General features: G+C 72.4%; 19 protein-coding genes and 1 tRNA gene. 15 read left to right on the forward strand and 5 right to left on the reverse strand.

Translation table 11 applies throughout. From position 1 onward, the window contains the following. Positions 1-3 precede the first annotated feature (3 nt). Positions 4-1,254, reverse strand: a complete 1,251-nt coding sequence (locus ACZBH1_RS13090) for an APC family permease (protein ID WP_463646599.1) — start codon at positions 1,252-1,254, stop codon at positions 4-6. A gap of 84 nt (positions 1,255-1,338) precedes the next feature. Here ACZBH1_RS13090 and ACZBH1_RS13095 point away from each other — a divergent pair, with 84 nt between their 5' ends. From ACZBH1_RS13095 to ACZBH1_RS13150, 12 genes are all read left to right on the forward strand, one after another. Continuing rightward, the gene (locus ACZBH1_RS13095; protein ID WP_463646600.1) at positions 1,339-2,187 is read left to right on the forward strand and encodes an SGNH/GDSL hydrolase family protein; all 849 of its coding nucleotides are present in this window, start codon (positions 1,339-1,341) and stop codon (positions 2,185-2,187) included. Positions 2,188-2,218: 31 nt separating this feature from the next. Beyond that, positions 2,219-2,905, forward strand: coding sequence for an O-methyltransferase (locus ACZBH1_RS13100; protein WP_336396453.1), 687 nt, complete (start codon positions 2,219-2,221; stop codon positions 2,903-2,905). Between the two features lie 109 nt (positions 2,906-3,014). Continuing rightward, a complete protein-coding gene (eno, locus tag ACZBH1_RS13105) occupies positions 3,015-4,295 on the forward strand; it encodes a phosphopyruvate hydratase (protein ID WP_463646601.1) in 1,281 nt (426 codons plus the stop codon). A gap of 33 nt (positions 4,296-4,328) precedes the next feature. Further along, the gene (locus ACZBH1_RS13110; RefSeq protein WP_336396451.1) at positions 4,329-4,880 is read left to right on the forward strand and encodes an FtsB family cell division protein; all 552 of its coding nucleotides are present in this window, start codon (positions 4,329-4,331) and stop codon (positions 4,878-4,880) included. A 77-nt stretch (positions 4,881-4,957) separates the two neighbouring features. Beyond that, positions 4,958-5,476 carry a DUF501 domain-containing protein gene (locus ACZBH1_RS13115; RefSeq protein WP_463646602.1) on the forward strand — a complete coding sequence of 173 codons (519 nt, stop codon included), beginning with the start codon at positions 4,958-4,960 and terminating at the stop codon, positions 5,474-5,476. Beyond that, positions 5,476-6,747: a S8 family peptidase gene (locus tag ACZBH1_RS13120; protein ID WP_463646680.1), complete on the forward strand. Its 1,272-nt coding sequence runs from the start codon at positions 5,476-5,478 to the stop codon at positions 6,745-6,747. The genes ACZBH1_RS13115 and ACZBH1_RS13120 overlap by 1 nt, the downstream gene beginning before the upstream one ends. Positions 6,748-6,781: 34 nt before the next feature. Continuing rightward, on the forward strand, positions 6,782-8,221 hold the full coding sequence (locus ACZBH1_RS13125; protein ID WP_378882127.1) for an NAD(P)/FAD-dependent oxidoreductase: 1,440 nt from the start codon (positions 6,782-6,784) through the stop codon (positions 8,219-8,221). A 64-nt stretch (positions 8,222-8,285) separates the two neighbouring features. Further along, positions 8,286-8,359, forward strand: a tRNA-Leu gene (locus ACZBH1_RS13130). A 72-nt stretch (positions 8,360-8,431) separates the two neighbouring features. Further along, complete coding sequence (locus ACZBH1_RS13135) at positions 8,432-9,661, forward strand: alanine racemase (protein WP_463646603.1); 1,230 nt, start codon at positions 8,432-8,434, stop codon at positions 9,659-9,661. Next, on the forward strand, positions 9,658-10,971 hold the full coding sequence (locus tag ACZBH1_RS13140; protein WP_463646604.1) for a D-arabinono-1,4-lactone oxidase: 1,314 nt from the start codon (positions 9,658-9,660) through the stop codon (positions 10,969-10,971). The genes ACZBH1_RS13135 and ACZBH1_RS13140 overlap by 4 nt, the downstream gene beginning before the upstream one ends. Before the next feature lie 82 nt (positions 10,972-11,053). Next, the gene (locus ACZBH1_RS13145; RefSeq protein ID WP_336396446.1) at positions 11,054-11,620 is read left to right on the forward strand and encodes a LemA family protein; all 567 of its coding nucleotides are present in this window, start codon (positions 11,054-11,056) and stop codon (positions 11,618-11,620) included. 87 nt (positions 11,621-11,707) lie between these two features. Beyond that, positions 11,708-12,805, forward strand: coding sequence for a DNA glycosylase AlkZ-like family protein (locus ACZBH1_RS13150; RefSeq protein ID WP_463646605.1), 1,098 nt, complete (start codon positions 11,708-11,710; stop codon positions 12,803-12,805). A gap of 46 nt (positions 12,806-12,851) precedes the next feature. Here the strand turns inward: ACZBH1_RS13150 and ACZBH1_RS13155 are convergent, their stop codons facing one another. Further along, positions 12,852-14,162, reverse strand: a complete 1,311-nt coding sequence (locus ACZBH1_RS13155) for a winged helix-turn-helix domain-containing protein (protein ID WP_463646606.1) — start codon at positions 14,160-14,162, stop codon at positions 12,852-12,854. A gap of 83 nt (positions 14,163-14,245) precedes the next feature. On the opposite strand from ACZBH1_RS13155, the gene ACZBH1_RS13160 reads away from it, so the two are divergent. Together ACZBH1_RS13160 and ilvA are read left to right on the forward strand one after the other, a co-directional pair. After that, on the forward strand, positions 14,246-15,436 hold the full coding sequence (locus ACZBH1_RS13160) for an AI-2E family transporter (protein WP_336396443.1): 1,191 nt from the start codon (positions 14,246-14,248) through the stop codon (positions 15,434-15,436). 8 nt (positions 15,437-15,444) lie between these two features. Continuing rightward, positions 15,445-16,734, forward strand: a complete 1,290-nt coding sequence (gene ilvA, locus ACZBH1_RS13165; RefSeq protein WP_378882125.1) for a threonine ammonia-lyase — start codon at positions 15,445-15,447, stop codon at positions 16,732-16,734. Positions 16,735-16,764: 30 nt separating this feature from the next. Here ilvA and greA read toward each other — a convergent pair whose 3' ends face one another. Beyond that, positions 16,765-17,253 (reverse strand): transcription elongation factor GreA, encoded by a 489-nt coding sequence (gene greA, locus ACZBH1_RS13170; protein WP_336396441.1) that lies wholly within the window; start codon positions 17,251-17,253, stop codon positions 16,765-16,767. Between the two features lie 119 nt (positions 17,254-17,372). Next, positions 17,373-17,768, reverse strand: a complete 396-nt coding sequence (locus tag ACZBH1_RS13175) for a DUF4307 domain-containing protein (protein WP_378881437.1) — start codon at positions 17,766-17,768, stop codon at positions 17,373-17,375. A 115-nt stretch (positions 17,769-17,883) separates the two neighbouring features. On the opposite strand from ACZBH1_RS13175, the gene ACZBH1_RS13180 reads away from it, so the two are divergent. Further along, on the forward strand, positions 17,884-18,213 hold the full coding sequence (locus ACZBH1_RS13180; protein ID WP_463646607.1) for a hypothetical protein: 330 nt from the start codon (positions 17,884-17,886) through the stop codon (positions 18,211-18,213). Between the two features lie 55 nt (positions 18,214-18,268). On the opposite strand, the gene trhA is transcribed toward ACZBH1_RS13180, so the two are convergent. Beyond that, a complete protein-coding gene (gene trhA, locus ACZBH1_RS13185) occupies positions 18,269-19,012 on the reverse strand; it encodes a PAQR family membrane homeostasis protein TrhA (RefSeq protein ID WP_336396438.1) in 744 nt (247 codons plus the stop codon). Between the last annotated feature and the right edge of the window lie 12 nt (positions 19,013-19,024).

Here is a 19,024-nt window from a genome sequence, read left to right on the forward strand (position 1 = left end):
CGGTCAGGCCCGCCCGAAGCGCAGACGCAGCGCGCGGTAGGCGACGCCGGCGGCGACGACGACCGCTCCCGCCGCCACGGACGGCCAGGGGAGCGTCACCGCGAGGACGAGGCATCCGACGCCGCCCAGGATCTGCAGGGCTGCCGGATACCGCCGTGCGTCGCCGCGCTGACGCAAGGCCGCGACGTTCGCCACGAAGTAGTACAGCAGCACGCCGAACGACGAGAACCCGATCGCGCCGCGCAGGTCGACCAGCGCGACCAGCACCACCACGACCGCGGCCACGACGAGCTCGGCATGGTGGGGCACATGCCAGCGGGGGTGCACGCCGTCGAGGAACCGCGGCAGGTCCCGCTCCCGAGCCATCGCGAACGTCGTCCGACTGACGCCGGCGATGAGGGCGAGCAGCGCCCCGAGCGAGGCGGCCGCCGCGCCGACGCGGACCGCGGTGTCGATCCAGGCCCAGCCGGAGCGCGCCGCGGCATCGGCCACCGGCTCGGTCGACGCCGCGACGGCGGCCGGACCGAGGGAGCCGAGCACCGCCACCGCGACCACGGCGTACACGGCGAACGCGATGGCGAAGGCGATCACGATGGCCCGCGGGATGACCCGGCGCGGGTCGCGGACCTCCTCGCCCATCGTCGCGATGCGCGCGTAGCCGGCGAACGCGAAGAACAGCAGGCCGGCCGACTGCAGGATGCCGTACGCGCCGCCCGTCCAGAGGGTCTCGGCCGAGAGCCACCCGGGAGCGGCGCCCGCGGAGAAGGCGGCGGTGACGGCGGCGGCGAGCGCCCCCAGCGAGATCACGACGATCACGCGGGCGGCGGACGCGGTGCGCGTCACCCCGAACCAGTTCACGGCGGTGAGGACGACGACCGCGCCGATGGCCACGGGTCGCTCCCAGCCGCTCGGCGCGGCATAGGCGGCGAACGTGAGCGCCATCGCCGCGCAGCTGGCGGTCTTGCCGATGATGAAGCCCCAGCCGGCGACGAATCCCCACCACGGCCCGAGCTCGGCGCGCCCGTAGGCGTAGGTCCCTCCCGACGTCGGGTGCGCCGCGGCGAGCTGCGCCGACGACGTCGCATTGCCGAAGGCCACGAGCGCCGCGATCGCGAGCCCGATGAGCAGTCCCGTGCCCGCGGCATCCGCCGCGGGGCCCCAGACGGCGAAGACCCCCGCGCCGACCATGGAGCCCAGACCGATGAACACGGCGTCGCCGAGGCCGAGCCGGCGCTGCAGGGAGGGGGATGCCACGGCCGAACCCTAGCGCGTCGGCGTGGCATCTCCGCGTCACCGGGGCGACGGCATCCGTTCATGCGGGTGCTGTGCCATGACGCCATGCCGCGCACCCACCAGGCCGGTCCGGGCGCCGTCGCCGCCGCGTTCGCCGGCGCCGCCATCGGGGCGGGGCTCGTGCTGCTCGGCAGCCGCGCGGTGCTGTCACGGCAGGCGGCAGTCGCCCGCCGTCGCATCGGCAAGCCGCTCGGGGAGGAGGCGCTCGACGCCGACCGCATCTGGGCGCGGCGCTTCGACGGCGAGCCGGTCGACCTCGTCGTGCTCGGCGATTCGATCGCCGCGGGACTGGGCGCCGAGCGCCGAAAGGACACCCTGGGCGCCCGACTCGCGAAGGGGGTCGCGCGCAAGCTCGGCCGTCCGGTGCGGCTGCGGACCGCCGCGATCGTCGGCGCGGAGTCGTCGGTGCTCGCCCAGCAGGTCGACGGGCTCCCCGCCGACTACGCGCCCGACGCGGCGGTCATCGTCGTCGGCGGCAACGACATCACCCACCGCGTGCCCGTGCCCACCTCGATCGCGCACCTGGAACACGCGATCCTGCGCCTGCGCGCTCGGGGTGCGGTGGTGGTGGTCGGGACCTGCCCCGACTTGGGGGCGCTGCGACCGGTGCCGCAGCCGCTGCGCGCGCTCGGCTCGCGCCTGTCGCGCCAGCTCGCCGACGCCCAGGCCGATGCCGCCTCCCGGTGCGGTGCGCGACCGGTGTCGCTGAGGCGCGCGGTGGGTCCGTTCTTCGTCACCCAGCCCGACGAGATGTTCAGTCTCGACAGATTCCATCCGAGCGCACTGGGGTACCGGCGCACCGCCGAGGCGCTGCTGCCGGCTCTCCTCGCGGAGCTCGAGTCGGGAGCCGCGCTTTTCGAGGCCGTGGTGAGCCGGGCGGCCGCCAGGCCTTGACGCCCGGCCCGCGGCCGGATTGGCTGAGGGCATGGCGGCACCCGCACCCGACACCTGGCCCACCCCCGAGAAGTGGTCCCGCGTCGACGCGTACCTGACGGAGCTGCTCGTCGGGCACGACCCCGGGCTCGAACGGGCGGTGGCCGACCAGAACGAGGCCGGACTGCCGGCGATCGAGGTCGCGCCGGTCAACGGCAAGCTGCTCCATCTCATCGCGCGCATGTCGGGCGCCCGGCGTGTGCTCGAGATCGGCACGCTGGGCGCGTACTCGACGATCTGGCTGGCACGCGCCCTCCCTCCGGACGGGCTCGTCGTGACGATCGAGGCCGAACCCCGCAACGCCGAGATCGCGCGCGTCAACCTCGACCGTGCGGGCGTGGGGGAGAGGGTCGACATCCGGCTCGGGCGGGGCGCCGACGTGCTGCCGACGCTCGAGGGCGAGGGGGCGTTCGACCTCGTCTTCATCGACGCCGACAAGGAATCCAACACGATCTACCTCGACTGGGCGGCGCGTCTCGGCCGGCCGGGCACCGTCGTCCTGGTCGACAACACGGTGCGCGGCGGGGAGGTGGCCAATCCGGCGACCGAGAATCCGCAGGTCATCGGCGTCCAGCGGGGCCTCGAGATGCTGAGCCGCGACCCGCGCTTCGACGCCACGGCCATCCAGACGCTCGACGCGAAGGGATACGACGGCATCGCGATCGCACTCGTGGTGTGACGCGAGCCTGTGGCCGCGGCATCCGTCACCACCGGACCGTGCCGGTCGCTACGCTGAAGGGCGGACCGACGACGCTCCGGCGAATCACCCTAAGCAAGGAGAAACCCCTGTGGCACAGATCGAGGCTGTAGGCGCGCGCGAGATCCTCGACTCGCGCGGAAACCCGACCGTCGAGGTGGAGGTGCTGCTGGACGACGGCATCGTCCAGCGCGCGGCCGTTCCCTCGGGTGCGTCGACCGGCGCCTTCGAGGCGTACGAGCTGCGCGACGGCGACAAGAGCCGCTACAGCGGCAAGGGCGTGCTGAAGGCGGTCGCGGCCGTCATCGACGAGCTCGGCCCGGCCATCGAGGGGGTCGAGGCGAGCGAGCAGCGCGTCATCGACGAGATCCTCATCGCCACCGACGGCACCGAGAACAAGTCCCGCACCGGCGCCAACGCCATCCTCGGCGTGTCGCTGGCGGTCGCCAAGGCGGCCGCGGACTCGGCCGACCTGCCGCTGTTCCGCTACCTCGGCGGACCCAACGCCCATGTGCTGCCCGTGCCGCTGTTCAACGTCATCAACGGCGGCGAGCACGCTGACAACGGCATCGACTTCCAGGAGTTCTTCCTCGCCCCGATCGGCGCCGACACGTACGCCGAGTCGCTGCGCTGGGGCACCGAGGTCTACCACGTCCTCAAGGGCGAGCTGAAGGCCGCCGGCTTCGCGACGGGCCTCGGCGACGAGGGCGGCTTCGCCCCCGATCTCCCCAGCAACCGCGAGGGCCTGGACTTCCTCATCCAGGCGATCGAGAAGGCCGGCTTCACCCCCGGCCGCGACATCGCCGTGGGCCTGGACGTCGCCGCCACCGAGTTCTTCAAGGACGGCGTCTACACCGTCGAGAGCAAGCCGTGGTCGGCCGAGCAGCTGACCGACTACTTCGCCGACCTCGTCGCGAACTACCCGATCGTCACGATCGAGGACGCCCTCGCCGAGGACGACTGGGACGCGTGGAAGGCCCTCTCCGACAAGATCGGCACGAAGGTGCAGCTCGTCGGCGACGACCTGTTCGTCACCAACCCCGAGCGCCTGCAGCGCGGCATCGACCTCGGTGTCGCCAATGCGCTGCTGGTGAAGGTGAACCAGATCGGCACGCTGTCCGAGACCCTCGATGCGATCTCGCTGGCCACGCAGAACGGCTACCGCTCGATGCTGTCGCACCGCTCGGGCGAGACCGAGGACACCACGATCGCCGATCTCGCGGTCGCGGTGAACGCGGGTCAGATCAAGACCGGCGCGCCCGCCCGCAGCGAGCGCGTCGCGAAATACAATCAGCTTCTGCGCATCGAAGAGGAGCTCGGCGAGGCCGCGGTGTTCGCGGGCCGCGGAGCGTTCCCCCGTTTCCAGGGCTGATGCGCTGACAGCGTTCTGACGAGAGGGGGAGCCGTGGGCAAGACGACGGCTCCCCCTTCCCGTACCCGGCAGGCGCCGGCCGCGCGCCGTCGTCCGGTGGGCGGCCGGGCCCCGGTCGACGTGCGCGCGTGGCTGGGCGGCATCCGGCTCTCGGGCTTCATGGTGATCATGATGGGCCTCGTGGTGCTCGCCGCCTTCGTGCTGGTGCCCACGATCGGCACGTACGTCGATCAGCGCCAGCGGATCGCCGCGCTCGAGGAGGCGGTCCAGGTCAGCCGCGACGAGGTGGAGGAACTGGAGTCCCAGCGCGAGCGGTGGCAGGATCCCGCCTACATCACCACGCAGGCTCGCGAGCGGCTGTACTACGTCAAGCCGGGGGAAGTGGTCTACCTCGTCGACGACGATCTGCCGCCCGAGCTCGAGCCGCAGGAGCAGGAGCCGGTGAGCGAGGAGCTCGAGGCCGCACGCGCGGACTGGATGTCGCAGCTCGTGCGATCGGTCGCCGAAGCCGGGCTCGCCCAGACCGTGGCGCCCCTGACGGTGGGCGTCCCCGACCCGGAGCCCGCGACGACGCCGTCGCCGTGAGCGCGGCCGGCTGCGGCATCCGCCCGCACGCGGGCGCGGTCCAGCGCCCTGCCAGGCGGCGCCGCTAGCCTGGAATCGTGACGACCCCGCCGTTCCCCCCTGTCAACGACGCCGATCTCGCCGTGCTCCGCGAGCAGCTCGGACGACCCGCCCGCGGTGTGGTGGGGATCGCGGCGCGCTGCGTGTGCGGCAACCCGACCGTCGTCGCGACGTCGCCACGACTGCCGGACGGGACGCCCTTCCCGACGTTCTACTACCTCACCCACCCGGCGGCGACGGCGGCGATGTCGATGCTCGAGGCCGACCACGTGATGCGGGAGCTCTCGGAGGTGCTCGCCGGCGACGACGAGGTGGCCGAGGCCTATCGCCTGGCGCACGAGGCGTATCTCGGCGACCGCGCGGCGTACGGCGCCGTCGAGGAGATCGAGGGCATCTCCGCGGGCGGCATGCCGACGCGCGTGAAGTGCCTGCACGCTCTCGCCGGCCACGCGCTCGCCGCCGGTCCCGGGGTCAATCCGATCGGGGACCGGGCCCTCGCGATGTCGTCCTGGTCTCCGCAGCGTTGCGTGTGCACCCAGCCGGGATCCGGCGGATGATGCGTCGCCTCGTCGGTGCCATCGCCTCCACCGCGATGACGCTCACGCTCGTCACGGCCGCCCCCGCGGCCGCGATCGCCGCGCCGGCCGACGAGGATCCGGTCCGGGCCGCCGAGTACTGGCTCGACGACTACGGCATCGAGAAGGCGTGGGAGACGACCCGCGGCGCCGGCGTGAAGATCGCCGTGATCGACACCGGCATCGGCCGCGGACCGATCGAGTTCACCGGTGCGGTGGTCGGCGGCACGGATGTCTCCGGCGCCGGCTCGCCTGACGGGCGCACGCCCGTGGGCGCCGTCGACGCCGACCACGGCAGCTGGGTCGCCTCGCTCGCAGCCGGCCGCGGAACGGGACCGGACACCGGCATGGTCGGCGTGGCGCCCGAGGCGCAGCTGCTCTCGGTGTCGGTCGCCTTCGGCTCGTCGGCCACCCGGCCGTTCTCGGACCAGATCGCCGACGCGATCCGGTGGTCGGTCGACAACGGCGCCGACGTCATCAACATGTCGCTGACCACGAACGTCCCGGACTGGCCCGAGAGCTGGGACGACGCCTTCCTCTACGCCTTCGAGAACGACGTCGTCATCGTCGTCGCCGCCGGCAACCGCGGAAGCGGCACGACCAAGGTGGGAGCGCCCGCGACGATCCCGGGCGTGCTGACCGTCGGCGGCGTCGACCGCTCCGGCAAGGCGAGCGTCGATGCCTCGACGCAGGGCATCACGATCGGGGTGTCCGCGCCCAGCGAAGAGCTCATCGGCGTGTCGGCGGACTCGACACTGGTCTCGTGGAACGGCACGAGCGGCGCCGCGCCGATCGTCGCCGGCATCGCGGCGCTCGTCAGGGCCGCCCATCCCGACCTCGACGCGGCGAACGTCATCAACCGCATCGTCAAGACGGCCGAGCCCGTGGGCGACACCGATGAGTCGCGCCTGCTCTACGGCTTCGGACTGGTGGATGCCGCGGCCGCCGTCGCCGCCGACGTGGCGGCCGTCACCGCCAACCCGATGGGAAGCCTCGCGGACTGGGTGAGGCTGTACCGGCGGGCCCCGGCGGAGCCGGTCACGGAGGAGCCGCAGGCCAGCGCCCCCGTGCCGGCGCTGCCCGAACCGGACGCGCCCACCAGGCTGTCGTCGCCGCTCCTGCCCGACCGGAACACCGTGCTGTACGGCACCCTTCCGCTCACCATGCTCACGGCGGCGGCTATACTGGTGGCGCTCGGCGTCACCGCTGCTGTCCGACGCATCCGATTGGCGTCCCGCGCGCCGAGCCGCTGACACAGGAGGAGTACTCCAAACCGTGACCAACACCGTGCCCAAGATCCTCATCGTCGGTGGCGGATACGCAGGCTTCTACACGGCCTGGAAGCTCGAGAAGCATCTGCGCAAGGGCGAAGCGGACGTGACGATCGTCGACCCGCTGCCCTACATGACCTACCAGCCCTTCCTCCCGGAGGTCGCGGCCGGCTCCATCGAAGCGCGTCACTCCGTCGTGGCGCTGCGTCGCCACCTCAAGAAGACGACCGTCGTGGCCGCCAAGGTCACCGGCATCAACCACGCGAACAAGGTCGCCACGATCACCCCCATCGCGGGCGAGCCGTACGAGTTCGAGTACGACCAGATCGTCGTCACCGCCGGCGCCGTCTCGCGCACCTTCCCCATCCCCGGCATCGCCGACAACGCGATCGGCCTGAAGACCATCGAGGAGGCCGTCGCCATCCGCGACCGCCTGATGTCGAACTTCGACAAGGCCTCCACACTGCCCCCCGGTCCCGAGCGCGACCGGCTGCTGACGGTCGTCGTGGTCGGCGGCGGCTTCGCGGGCATCGAGGTGTTCGCCGAGCTGCGCTCGCTCGCCTCCGCGCTGGTCAAGAGCTACCCGCAGCTGACGTTCAGCGACACCCACTTCCACCTCATCGAGGCCATGGGGCGCATCATGCCCGAGGTCTCGCTCAAGACCAGCGAGTGGGTGCTGAAGAACCTCGCCCAGCGCGGCGCCTCGGTGCACCTCGACACGCAGGTCACCGGCGCCGTGGGCGGCAACATCGAGCTCTCCACCGGCGAGACGATCCCCAGCGACCTCATCATCTGGACGGCGGGCGTCATGGCCAACCCGACGGTGGTGCGCGGCGGCGACCTGCCGGTCGAGGAGCGCGGACGCATCCGCACCCGCGCCGACCTGCGCGTGGGGACCGAGGAAGAGATCGTCGAGGGCGCCTGGGCGGCCGGTGACGTCTCGGCCGTTCCCGACCTCAGCGGCGGCGGCGTGGGCGGCTACTGCGTGCCCAACGCCCAGCATGCGGTGCGTCAGGCGAAGCTCCTCGCGAAGAACCTCGTCGCGGTGCTGCGGGGCGAGCTCCCGCGCGAGTACCACCACAAGAACCTCGGCGCCGTCGCAGGCCTGGGCCTGTGGGTGGGCGTCTTCCAGTCGGGCAACCTCGCCCTGAAGGGCCCGATCGCGTGGCTCGCCCACCGCGGCTACCACGGCCTGGCGATGCCCTCGTGGGAGCGCAAGTGGCGCGTGCTGTGGGGCTGGTGGAACAACTTCTGGCTGGGCCGCGACCTGGTGAACCTGTCGACCGTCCAGAACCCCCGCTACGTCTTCGAGGAGTTCGCGGCGCGTCCGCGTCCGCCGCAGCCGGTCGAGGCGGCCCCCGCCGAGACGCCGGCCGCCGCGCCCGCTCGCAAGGCGCCGGCCCGCAAGACTCCGGCCAAGGCTGCCGCCGACGCCGGCAAGGTCGCCGCGAACTGATGTGGAACGGATGCCGCAGGCTCGTCTGAGAGGATGAGCCTGCGGCATCCGCGTTCCCGCGATCGCCCCCGTAGCCCAACCGGCAGAGGCAGGCGACTTAAACTCGCCGAAGTGTGGGTTCGAATCCCACCGGGGGTACCGACCCGGTCTGCGCGCTCACCGCGGCTCGTCGTAGGCTGGGGCGATGCGCGCGCACCGGAGCCGAGCCCGTTGAGTCTCGACCTGCTGTCCACGTCCCCGGCGGCGAAGCCGTGGAGTCGTCCCGCCGCGTACTGGGGCGAGATGACCGGCGCGGTGGCCGACGTCAGCGGCCCGGTCGCCGCCGTCCACGCCGGCGCACTCCGGTACAACGCGCTGGACCTCGTCGTGCGCGCGGGAGGCGTGCCGATCCGTGTCGCCACCAAGTCGGTGCGCGTGCGCGAGGTGCTGGACGCCGTCCTCGCCCTCCCCGGGTACCGCGGCATCCTCGCGTACACGCTGCCGGAGGCCCTGTGGCTGGCAGACACGCATGACGACATCGTGCTCGGGTACCCGACCGCCGACCGCGCGGCGATCGCGGCGCTCGCCGCCGACGAACGCGCGGCGGCCCGGATCACGCTCATGGTGGACGACCTCGCGCAGCTCGACCTCGTCGACGCCGTGGCCGCTCCCGGCGCGCGCCCCGAGCTGCGCGTCGCGATCGACGCCGATGCGTCGTGGCGAGCGTCGGGGCTGGGTCACATCGGCGTCCTCCGCTCGCCCGTGCACGAGGCGTCGGAGGTGGCGGCGCTCGCGCGTTCGATCGCGGCGCGTCCGGGGTTCCGGCTCGTCGGGCTGATGATGTACGAGGCGCAGATCGCCGGGCAGGGCGACGCCACCGGCGCTGGCGACGCCGTGATCCGGTGGATGCAGCGGCGCTCGGCGGCTGAGCTGCTCGACCGCCGCGCCTCGATCGTCGCAGGGCTGCGCGACATCGCCCCGCTCGAGTTCGTCAACGGCGGAGGCACCGGCTCGCTGGAGCGCACGGCATCCGATCAGTCCGTCACCGAGGTGACCGCCGGCAGCGGGCTGCTCGCGGGCCACCTGTTCGACGGCTACCGCGCCTTCCATCCGGCGCCGGCGGCCGCGTTCGCCCTCGACGTGGTGCGCAAGCCCGCGCCCGACGTCGCGACGGTGCTCGGCGGGGGCTGGATCGCCTCAGGCCCGGCGCTGGCGTCACGACAGCCGCGAGCGGTGTGGCCGGAGGGGCTGCGCATGGCCCCGCGCGAGGGCGCCGGCGAGGTGCAGACGCCGCTGCGCGGCGACGCGGCACGAGACCTGCGCGTCGGGGACCGCGTGTGGTTCCGCCACGCCAAGAGCGGTGAGCCGGCCGAGCACGTCGACCGCTACCACGTCGTCGACGGCGGGGCCGTCGTCGCCGACCTGCCGACGTACCGCGGTGAGGGGAAGGTGTTCCTGTGACGCGTCCGGGCGGGACATGGCGCAACTGGGCGCGCACCGAGGCGGTGAGGCCCCAGCGCGTGGAGTATCCGCGCACGGTCGCGGCGGTGCAGCGCGCCGTCGCCGCCGCCGCGGCCCAGCGACTGCCGGTCAAGGCAGTGGGCGCCGGTCACAGCTTCAGCGGCATCGCCGTCGCCCCCGGGGTGCTGCTGGAGCTCGCGGACCTCAGCGGCCTCGTCGCCGTCGACGTCGAGCGCTCCCGGGTGACGCTCCTCGCCGGCACCCGGCTGCACCGCATTCCGGGCCTCCTCGCGCGCTACGGCCTCGCGATGGAGAACCTCGGCGACATCGACCGGCAGTCGATCGCCGGCGCCGTCTCGACCGGCACGCACGGCACCGGCGCGCGGTTCGGGGGCATCGCCGCCCAGGTGGTCGGGGCGACTCTCGTGACGGCGACGGGGGATCTCCTGCGCGTGGACGAGGACGAGAACCCCGAGCTCGTCCCGGCCGTGGCGCTCGGGCTGGGTGCGCTGGGCATCCTCGTCGAGGTCACGCTGCAGTGCGTTCCCGCCTTCGTGCTCCATGCGGTGGATCAGCCCGAGCCCCTCGATGAGGTGATCGCGGGCTTGGAGGACCGCGTCGCCGGCGTCGATCACTTCGAGTTCTACTGGTTCCCCCACACCGACCGGGCGATGACCAAGACCAACATCCGCCTGCCCGAGAGCGCGCCGCGGCATCCGCTCCCGCGGGTCGGCAAGTGGGTCGACGACGTCCTCGTCGGCGGCGGCCTCCATCGCGTCGCGTGCGCAGCGGGCGCCGCGGTGCCGCCGCTGGTGCCCCCGATCAACCGGGTGTCCGCGCGGATCTGGGGGAATCGCGAGTTCACGGATGCCTCGGCCCGCGTCTTCGCCACGCGTCGGTCGGTGCGCTTCCGCGAGATGGAGTACGCGCTGCCGGTCGCGAACGTCCGCCCCGCGTTCGAGGCGGTGCGCGCTCTCATCGACGCACGCGGCTGGCGGGTCGGGTACCCGGTGGAGGTCCGCTTCGCGGCGCCCGACGACCGCTGGCTGTCCACCGCGCACGACCGCGCGTCCGCGTACATCGCGGTGCACCGGTACTGGCGTGAGGACCCGGCCGAGTACTTCGAGGCGGTGGAGGAGATCATGCTCCGCTTCGACGGGCGGCCGCACTGGGGCAAGATGCACACCCTGGACGCCGACGCGCTGCGGCCGCGGTACCCGCGCTTCGACGCCTTCGTGGAACTGCGCGACCGCCTCGACCCGGAGCGGGTCTTCCGCAACCGATATCTCGAACGGGTTCTCGGTGGGTAACGGCTGAGAGTCCCAGGCCGGGCCCGTTATGCGGTGGACCCGCGTCGATAGTATGAGTGCACTACCGAACGGAGCCCCGGCAATGGAATGGCTGATCCCAGTCCTCATCGTGGTGGCGCTCGCCGTCATCGTCGGCATCTATCTGTGGGCGACGTACAACTCGCTGGTGCAGCTGAACGTGCGCGTCGACGAGGCCTGGAGCGATATCACGGTGCAGCTCAAGCGGCGAGCCGACCTGCTGCCCAACCTGATCGAGTCGGTGAAGGGCTATGCGACCCACGAGAAGGCGGTGTTCGAGCGGGTGACGCAGGCCCGCGCCGACACGCTCTCGGCCTCCGGGCCCGCCGAGGCGGGGGCCGCGGAGGGCCGCATGCAGCAGGCGCTGAAGTCGCTGTTCGCCGTCGCCGAGGCCTACCCGCAGCTGCAGGCGAGCCAGAACTTCCTGCAGCTGCAGCAGTCGATCGTCGACACGGAAGACAAGATCCAGGCCTCGCGCCGCTTCTACAACGGCGGCGTGCGCGAGCTGAACACCAAGATCAAGGTCTTCCCGAACAACATGTTCGCCCGCAACCTGGGCTTCCACGAGCGGGAGTTCTTCGAGGTCATCGACGGCGCCGCGATCTCCGAGCCCCCGCGCGTGCAGTTCTGAGTCGAGGCGGGTCGCGAGAAACGAGCGTATCGAGATCTCCCGCGTATCCAGATCTCACTGTCCGCGCCCGCCGGTAGCGTCGGGCGTGTGACACTCCAGCTCACCCGCGGCGAGGCGCGCCGCATCGCGGTGCAGGCGCAGCTGCTGAGCGCGGACCGGCCGTCGGGCATCGTCGAGACCGTCGACGCGCTCACGGTCGTGAACATCGAGCCGACGGCGGCGGTCGCGCCGAGCGCGGACCTCATCCTGTGGAGCAGGCTGGGGTGGCCGTACCAGCCGGCGGACCTCGTCAGGCTCGTCGAGGAGGACCGGGCGATCTTCGAGTGGGGCGGGTTCTACCGCGCCATGACCGACCTCGCCCTGCTGCTGCCCGAGATGCGGCGGCGGCCCGAGTCGGCCCAGGCCCGACAGTGGCTCGCCGCGAACGACCGGTTCCGGCGTGAGGTGCTCGCACGGCTCCGCAGCGAGGGGCCGCTGCGGGCGGCCGAGATCCCCGACACGGCGCAGGTGTCGTGGCGCTCGTCGGGGTGGACCGACAACCGCAACTCGATGCAGCTGCTCGAGATGCTGGTGCTCTGCGGCGACGTGGCGGTGCACTCCCGCGACTCCGGCGGCCGGCTCTTCGACGTCGCCGACCGGGTGTATCCGCCCGACGTTCCGGTGCTCGACGAGCACGAGGCGGCGCGTGAGCGCGCCGAGCGCCGGCTGACGTCGCTCGGCATCGCCCGGGCGAAGGGCGTCGCACAGCCCTTCGAGCCGATCGACGTGGGTGCGGTCGGCGAGGAGGCGGTCGTCGACGGCGTCGCCGGCACGTGGCGTGTCGACCCTGCAGCGCTCGACGCACTCGACGGGTTCTCGCCGCGGACGGCTCTGCTGTCGCCGTTCGACCGGCTGGTGTTCGACCGGCGGCGGCTGGACGAGATCTTCGGCTACGAGTACTTCCTCGAGATGTACAAGCCCGCGGCGAAGCGGCGCTGGGGGTACTTCGCGGTGCCGATCCTGCACGGGGACCGGTTCGTGGGGAAGCTCGACGCGAAGGCCGATCGCAAGGCCGGCGTCCTCCGCGTGCAGGCGGTGCATGAGGACGAGCCGTTCACCGATGCCGTGCGCGACGCCGTGGACGCGCAGGTCAGCGAGCTCGCACGCTGGCTGGGACTGGAGGTGTCCGGGCCCGCGCGGCCGTGAGCCCGGACGCCGACCCGACGGCGACGCCGGGCGTCCGCATCCGATGTCAGCTCGCGAGGCCGTCCCCACCCGCGGCGTCGAGGCCGTCGGGCTCGTCGGCGGCGAGCGCCACGGCCTCCCGGGAGCCGGACTCGTGACGTGTCGCCGCGGGCAGGGCGCGGGCGAGATCGTCGGTCGCGTCGCCCCAGTGCGAGATCGAGATGGTCTCGAGCCCCTGCCAGGCGGCGGCGAGCCGGAGCTCGTCGGCCAGCCGCGCCGCGGCCTCTGCCGGGCGTCCGTGCTCCCACCATGCGGACTGCACCAGGAGGCGGGAGGCCGAGCGATCGGCCTTGAGGTCGACGCGCCCGACGATGTCGTCGCCGATCAGGACGGGCAGCGAGTAGTAGCCGTAGCGGCGCTGGGGTGCGGGTGTGTAGATCTCGATGCGGTACTCGAAGTCGAAGAGGCGCTCCGCGCGGTCGCGGAACCACACCACGGGGTCGAACGGCGTCAGGATCGCCGCGGCATCGATGCGTCGCGGCACCGTCGCATCGCGGTGGAGCCAGGCGCGCGAGGGCCGTCCCGCCGTCGTCCAGCCCTCGACCGTCACGGGATGCAGCTCACCGGCGTCGGTGAGCTCGTGCAGCGCGGCGGTCACCGCCTTGCGGTCGGCGATGCGCCAGTAATCGGCGACATCGGCAGCCGTGGAGACCCCACAGGCGCGCGCGGCGCGCCGGACGAGCTCGCGGACGGCCTCGTCACGCGGCACGGGAGCCTCGAGCACCTCCCGAGGGATCACATCCTCCGCGAGGGCGTACCGGCGCTCGAAGCCCCGGCGACCGGCGATCGCGACCTCGCCGAACAGCCACAGGTACTCCAGCGCGTGCTTGACGACGTCCCAGTCCCACCACGGCCCGCGCGCGCCCTTCTTGACGTCGTGCTCGATCTGCGCCGGCCGCAGCGGGCCGCGATCGGCGAGCTCGGCGCGGACCCAGTCCACCAGGTCGCGATGCGTGTCGAACCACCCGCCGGGCTTCGAGCCGTACTTGGCCCGCAGATCCTGCATGCGGAAGTGGAACAGGCCCCAGTCGGCGGCGGGCACGAAAGCGGCGACGTGCGCCCAGTACTCCACGTAGGGGGAGCGCCGGGCGAAGAGGAGCCGGTCGAGGGCGGCGGTGTCGTAGCTGCCCACCCGCGAGAACAGCGGCATGTAGTGGGAGCGGGCGAAGACGTTCACCGAGTCGATCTGCAGCGTCGACATCCTCGCGAGCGCGAGGTTGAGCTGGCGGGTGCCGGCCGCGGCGGGGCGCGCGCGGTCGAAGCCCTGGGCGGCGAGCGAGACCCGGCGCGCCTCGGCGGCGCTCAGCGACGACTTCACGCGCGTCAGCCTAGCCAGAGCCGCCGACATCGCCCGGTCCGCTTCATCACCGGCACGGAATGCGACGCGCCTAGACTGGGCGGATGAGCGGCTCCGACGACAAGCCACGCGGCTCTCTGTTCGACGCCGTGCGCGATCGCAGCCGGATCGTCACCACCGACACGTCCGCCGCCGTCCCGCGCGGTCTGCGCATCGCGACCGCATATTCGTGGCGACTGATCGTCGTCGCCGCGGCGATCGGCGTCGCCGTGTGGCTGGTCATCCAGCTGAAGCTCCTCGTCATCCCGCTGCTGGTGGCGATCCTCGTCACCGCGCTGCTGTGGCCCGCCTTCACCTGGATGCTGCGGCACCGCGTGCCGCGTTGGCTCGCGATCGTCCTCTCGGTCCTGGGCACCCTCGCCATCGTGGCGGGGCTGCTGTGGCTGGTGGGATGGCAGGTCGTGCGGCAGTGGGGCTCGGTGCAGGAGAGCACCGTCGCGGCGATGGCCCAGTTCCGGCAGTACCTCATCGACGGGCCGCTGCACCTCAGCGCCGAGCAGATCGACGATCTGCTGACCCAGGGGTCGGCGCTGGCGCAGGAGCAGGCGGGGGTGCTGTGGTCGGGTGCCCTCGCCCTCGGCACCACCATCGGCCACGTCGCCACGGGTGGGATCCTCGCGCTGTTCATCCTGCTGACGCTGCTCGCGGATGGCGCCGGGATCTGGCGGTGGACGCTCAAGCTCTTCCCCAAGAAGGCCCGTCCCGCCGCGGACGGCGCAGGCCGGGCGGGCTGGATCACGGTGGTCAACTACGCGCGCACGCAGCTGCTGGTCGCGACCATCGACGCCGTGGGCATCGGCCTCGGCGCCGCGCTGCTCGGAGTGCCGCTCGCGATCCCCGTCGCCGTGCTGGTCTTCCTCGGCGCGTTCGTGCCCATCGTGGGTGCCGTCGTCACGGGCGCCGTCGCGGTCTTCCTCGCACTGGTGTACAACGGGCCGTGGATCGCGCTGTGGATGCTCGTCGTCGTCCTCGGCGTCCAGCAGCTCGAGGGTCACGTCCTGCAGCCGCTGCTCATGGGCTCGGCCGTGAAGGTGCACCCGCTCGCCGTCGTGCTGGTCGTCGCCGGCGGCGCGATGATCGCCGGCATCCCGGGGGCGTTGTTCGCCGTCCCGCTCGCAGCTTTCGTCAACGTCGTCGCCGTGTATCTCGGCGAACGCGCGTGGGAGACCGGCGCCAAGCCCACCGGAGACCTCATCTGGAGCACCGTCCCCCGGCCGAGGAGAGTCCGCAAGTGACCACTGCCATGCCATCCGCCGACCACACCGAGCGCGCCGACGGGCTGCCGCCCGCCGCGGCGGCGCTGCGATCGCCGGCGCCCACCCTGAAGGACTTCGCGGATGCCGCGGCCACCCTCGAGGGGGTCATCGCCCACACGCCGCTCGACGAGTCGCAGCACCTCTCCGATGTCCTCGGCGTGCCCGTGCACCTGAAGCTCGAGAACCTGCAGCGCACCGGGTCGTTCAAGATCCGCGGCGCGACCTACCGCCTTTCGCGGCTGACAGCCGAGGAGCGCGCGCGCGGCGTCGTCGCCGCCTCGGCGGGCAACCACGCGCAGGGCGTGGCGCTGGCGGCGAAAGCGCTCGGCATCCACGCGACGATCTTCATGCCGCTCGGCGTCCCGGTGCCCAAGCTCCTGGCCACCCGCGGGTACGGCGCCGACGTGGTGCTGGAGGGCGCGACGGTCGAGACGCCGCTGCGCCTGGCCGCCGAGTTCGCGCAGCGCACCGGCGCCGTGTTCATCCACCCGTTCGACCACCCCGACGTGATCGCGGGGCAGGGCACGCTCGGGCTCGAGCTGATGGACGAGCTTCCCGACCTCGACACCGTCGTGCTCGGCATCGGCGGGGGAGGGCTGATCGCCGGCGTTGCCGCGGCCGTCAAGGCGCGAGCCGCCGCCGAAGGCCGCGCCGTGCGCGTCATCGGCGTGCAGGCGGAGAACTCGGCCGCCTACCCGGCGTCGCTGGCGGCGGGGCATCCGCTCGAGGTCCCGACGTCTCCGACGATCGCCGACGGCATCGCCGTGGCGCGCCCCGGCGACCTGCCGTTCGAGATCATCCGCGAGTACGTCGACGAGATCGTGACCGTCTCGGAGGACGACATCGCCCGTGCCCTGCTGGTGCTGCTGGAGCGGGCGAAGCAGGTGGTGGAGCCCGCGGGCGCCGTCGGCGTGGCCGCGATCCTCGCGGGGAAGGTGGTGGCGCACGGCCCCACGGTGACCGTGCTCTCCGGCGGAAACATCGACCCGCTGCTGCTGCAGCGCGTCGTCGCGCACGGTCTCTCGGCATCCGGCCGCTACATGACCCTGCGGATCCCGCTGCCCGACCGGCCCGGCCAGCTCGCGCGCGTGTCGGAGCTGCTGGCGATCGCCGGGGCGAACGTCATCGAGGTGCTCCACACCCGTCACGGCCAGGGGCTGCAGATCAGCGAGGTGATCCTGCAGCTGAGCGTCGAGACGCGCGGGGAGGAGCACCGCGCGCACGTCATCTCTGTGCTGGAGGACGCCGGCTACATGCCGACCGTCGTGCACGACTGACCGGCCGGGTCCGCCGGCCGGCCCGCGGAGTCACTGCCCGTTGTAGGTCTCGACCTTGACGATCTCGACGGCGATCTCGCGACCGTTGGGCGCGGTGTACGAGGTCTTCTCGCCTTCCCTGCGCCCGAGGATCGCGGTGCCGAGGGGAGACGCCTCGCTGTAGACGTCGAGCTCGGAGCCCACGGCGATCTCGCGGTTGCCGAGGAGGAAGACCTCTTCGCCGCCGGCGATGACGGCCGTCACGACGGTGCCGGGCTCGACGACGCCGCTGCTCTCGGGGGCCTCGCCGACCTTGGCCGTCTTCAGCAGCTGCTGCAGCGTGCGGATGCGCGCCTCCTGCTTGCCCTGCTCGTCCTTCGCGGCGTGATAGCCGCCGTTCTCCTTGAGGTCGCCCTCTTCGCGCGCGGCCTCGATGCGCTTGGCGATCTCCTCGCGGCCGGTCGTCGAGAGGTGCTCGAGCTCGGCCGCCAGGCGGTCGTACGCGTCCTGGGTGAGGAAGGTCACGGGTGCATCGGACACGGCTGACTCCTTCGTAGCGCCCGTCGGCGCGTAGCGCGACGGGACATAAACCGAACGCCCCGGCTCACGGGCCAGGGCGCGAATGGATGATCTCCCGTCAGACTACGACACGTTGCCGATCAGGACAAAACCCAGCACGAGTTCACGAAACCCGTGGTCGCGGGTGCGGTGGTGGGGATCACCTCGCGGAACGCACGGGCGGGGAGGTCGGATGCCGGCAGCTCCACGACCCGCCAGCCCACGACGCCGTGCTCCTCGTCCTGCGCCTCGAGGGCGCAGGCCACCGCCGCCCCCACGGGAGCGGAGATCTGGAACCCGAGGGTGACGGAGTGTCCGTCGGCGATCTCGAACGACGTCGTGTCGGCGTCGACGGCCGCGAGCGTCCCCTGCACCGTCGTCCAGCCGAAGAGCGCGACGGCAGCCACCGCGAGCGCGACGCCGGCGCCGATGATCCAGCGTCGGGCCGGAGAACGCCGCCGGCCGTAGCGCTCGTCGAGCATGTCCTGCGTGGTCACGCCGCTCCTGAGGTCTCGGGGGTCGCCCTGCGAAGATTAGGCTGGGAACTCCAGGCTATGCGCTCGCGCGCATCCCCGACGACACCGCCCGCCTCGCGGGCAAGCGAGGACACCCATGCATCACGCGCTCGCCGCCCTCGTCAGCGCTGCGACGACCCCCGCGCCGACCCCGACGGCGGACGTCGACCCCGACCTCGTCACCCCCGGGGTCTGGGGATTCGTCATCACGGCGCTGGTCGCCGTGGCGGTCATCTTCCTGGTCTGGGACATGATGCGCCGCATCCGCCGCGGGCGCGTGCGCGCCGACATCCAGGAGGAGCTCGACGCGGAGGAGCAGGCGCAGCGCGCCGCCGCCGCGACGACGACGGACGACGAGGACGCCGGCGCGGCCGGAGACGACCGCACCGGTGACGAGCCCGACGGCACCGCCCCGCCGAAGGCCTGACCCGCGCGACGGGGGAGCGATCGGATGCCGCGAGCCGCGGCATCCGTCATCGCCGTCAGGCCGGGACGCCCAGCGAGGGCGACAGCGGATCCAGGGCGATGAGCAGCGCCGCGGTCCAGTGGCACAGGAACGCCAGCACCGTGCAGACGTGGAAGATCTCGTGGAAGCCGAAGTGGCCGGGCCACGGGTTCGGCCGCTTCATGGCGTACACGACGGCGCCGACGGTGTACAGCACGCCACCCACCGCCACGAGGATCATCATGGCGGCATTGGCCTCGAAGAGGTCCACGAGGTACATGACGGCCGCCCACCCGAGCACCAGGTAGAGCGCGACGTACAGCCATCGCGGGGCGTGGAGCCAGAAGACGCGGAACAGGATGCCCAGGAGCGCTCCGGCCCACACCAGGGTGAGCAGGAGAACGCCCTTCTCGGGTGGCAGGGCGAGCGTGGCGATCGGGGTGTAGGTGCCCGCGATCAGCAGCAGGATGTTGGCGTGGTCGATCCGCTTGAGGATCGCCTTCGTCCGGGGCTTCCAGTCGAAGCGGTGATAGAGGGCCGAGTTGCCGAACAGCAGCAGCGACGTGGCCATGAACACCGCCGAGGCCCACTTGGCGGGGGCGCCCTGTGCGACGGTGATCAGCACGATGCCGGCGACGATCGCCACGGGGAACGTGCCGGCGTGGACCCAGCCCCGCCACGTGGGCCGGATCTCGGGTGCGGCGGCATCGACGGACGCGGCGTCCATGAGCGGCAGCGACGGGACGTCAGGGGCCTCGGTGAGGCGGCGGCGACGGCTCATCCTCCCAGGGTA

Source organism: Microbacterium sp. ZXT2-5 (assembly GCF_055329545.1).

Excerpts from the sequence above, each read along its gene's own strand:
- ACZBH1_RS13095 (WP_463646600.1), top strand. The coding sequence starts at position 1,339 with ATGCCGCGCACCCACCAGGCCGGTCCGGGCGCCGTCGCCGCCGCGTTC.
- ACZBH1_RS13100 (WP_336396453.1), top strand. The coding sequence starts at position 2,219 with ATGGCGGCACCCGCACCCGACACCTGGCCCACCCCCGAGAAGTGGTCC.
- ACZBH1_RS13120 (WP_463646680.1), top strand. The coding sequence starts at position 5,476 with ATGCGTCGCCTCGTCGGTGCCATCGCCTCCACCGCGATGACGCTCACG.
- ACZBH1_RS13145 (WP_336396446.1), top strand. The coding sequence starts at position 11,054 with ATGGAATGGCTGATCCCAGTCCTCATCGTGGTGGCGCTCGCCGTCATC.
- ACZBH1_RS13160 (WP_336396443.1), top strand. The coding sequence starts at position 14,246 with ATGAGCGGCTCCGACGACAAGCCACGCGGCTCTCTGTTCGACGCCGTG.
- ilvA (WP_378882125.1), top strand. The coding sequence starts at position 15,445 with ATGCCATCCGCCGACCACACCGAGCGCGCCGACGGGCTGCCGCCCGCC.
- ACZBH1_RS13180 (WP_463646607.1), top strand. The coding sequence starts at position 17,884 with ATGCATCACGCGCTCGCCGCCCTCGTCAGCGCTGCGACGACCCCCGCG.
- trhA (WP_336396438.1), bottom strand. The coding sequence starts at position 19,012 with ATGAGCCGTCGCCGCCGCCTCACCGAGGCCCCTGACGTCCCGTCGCTG.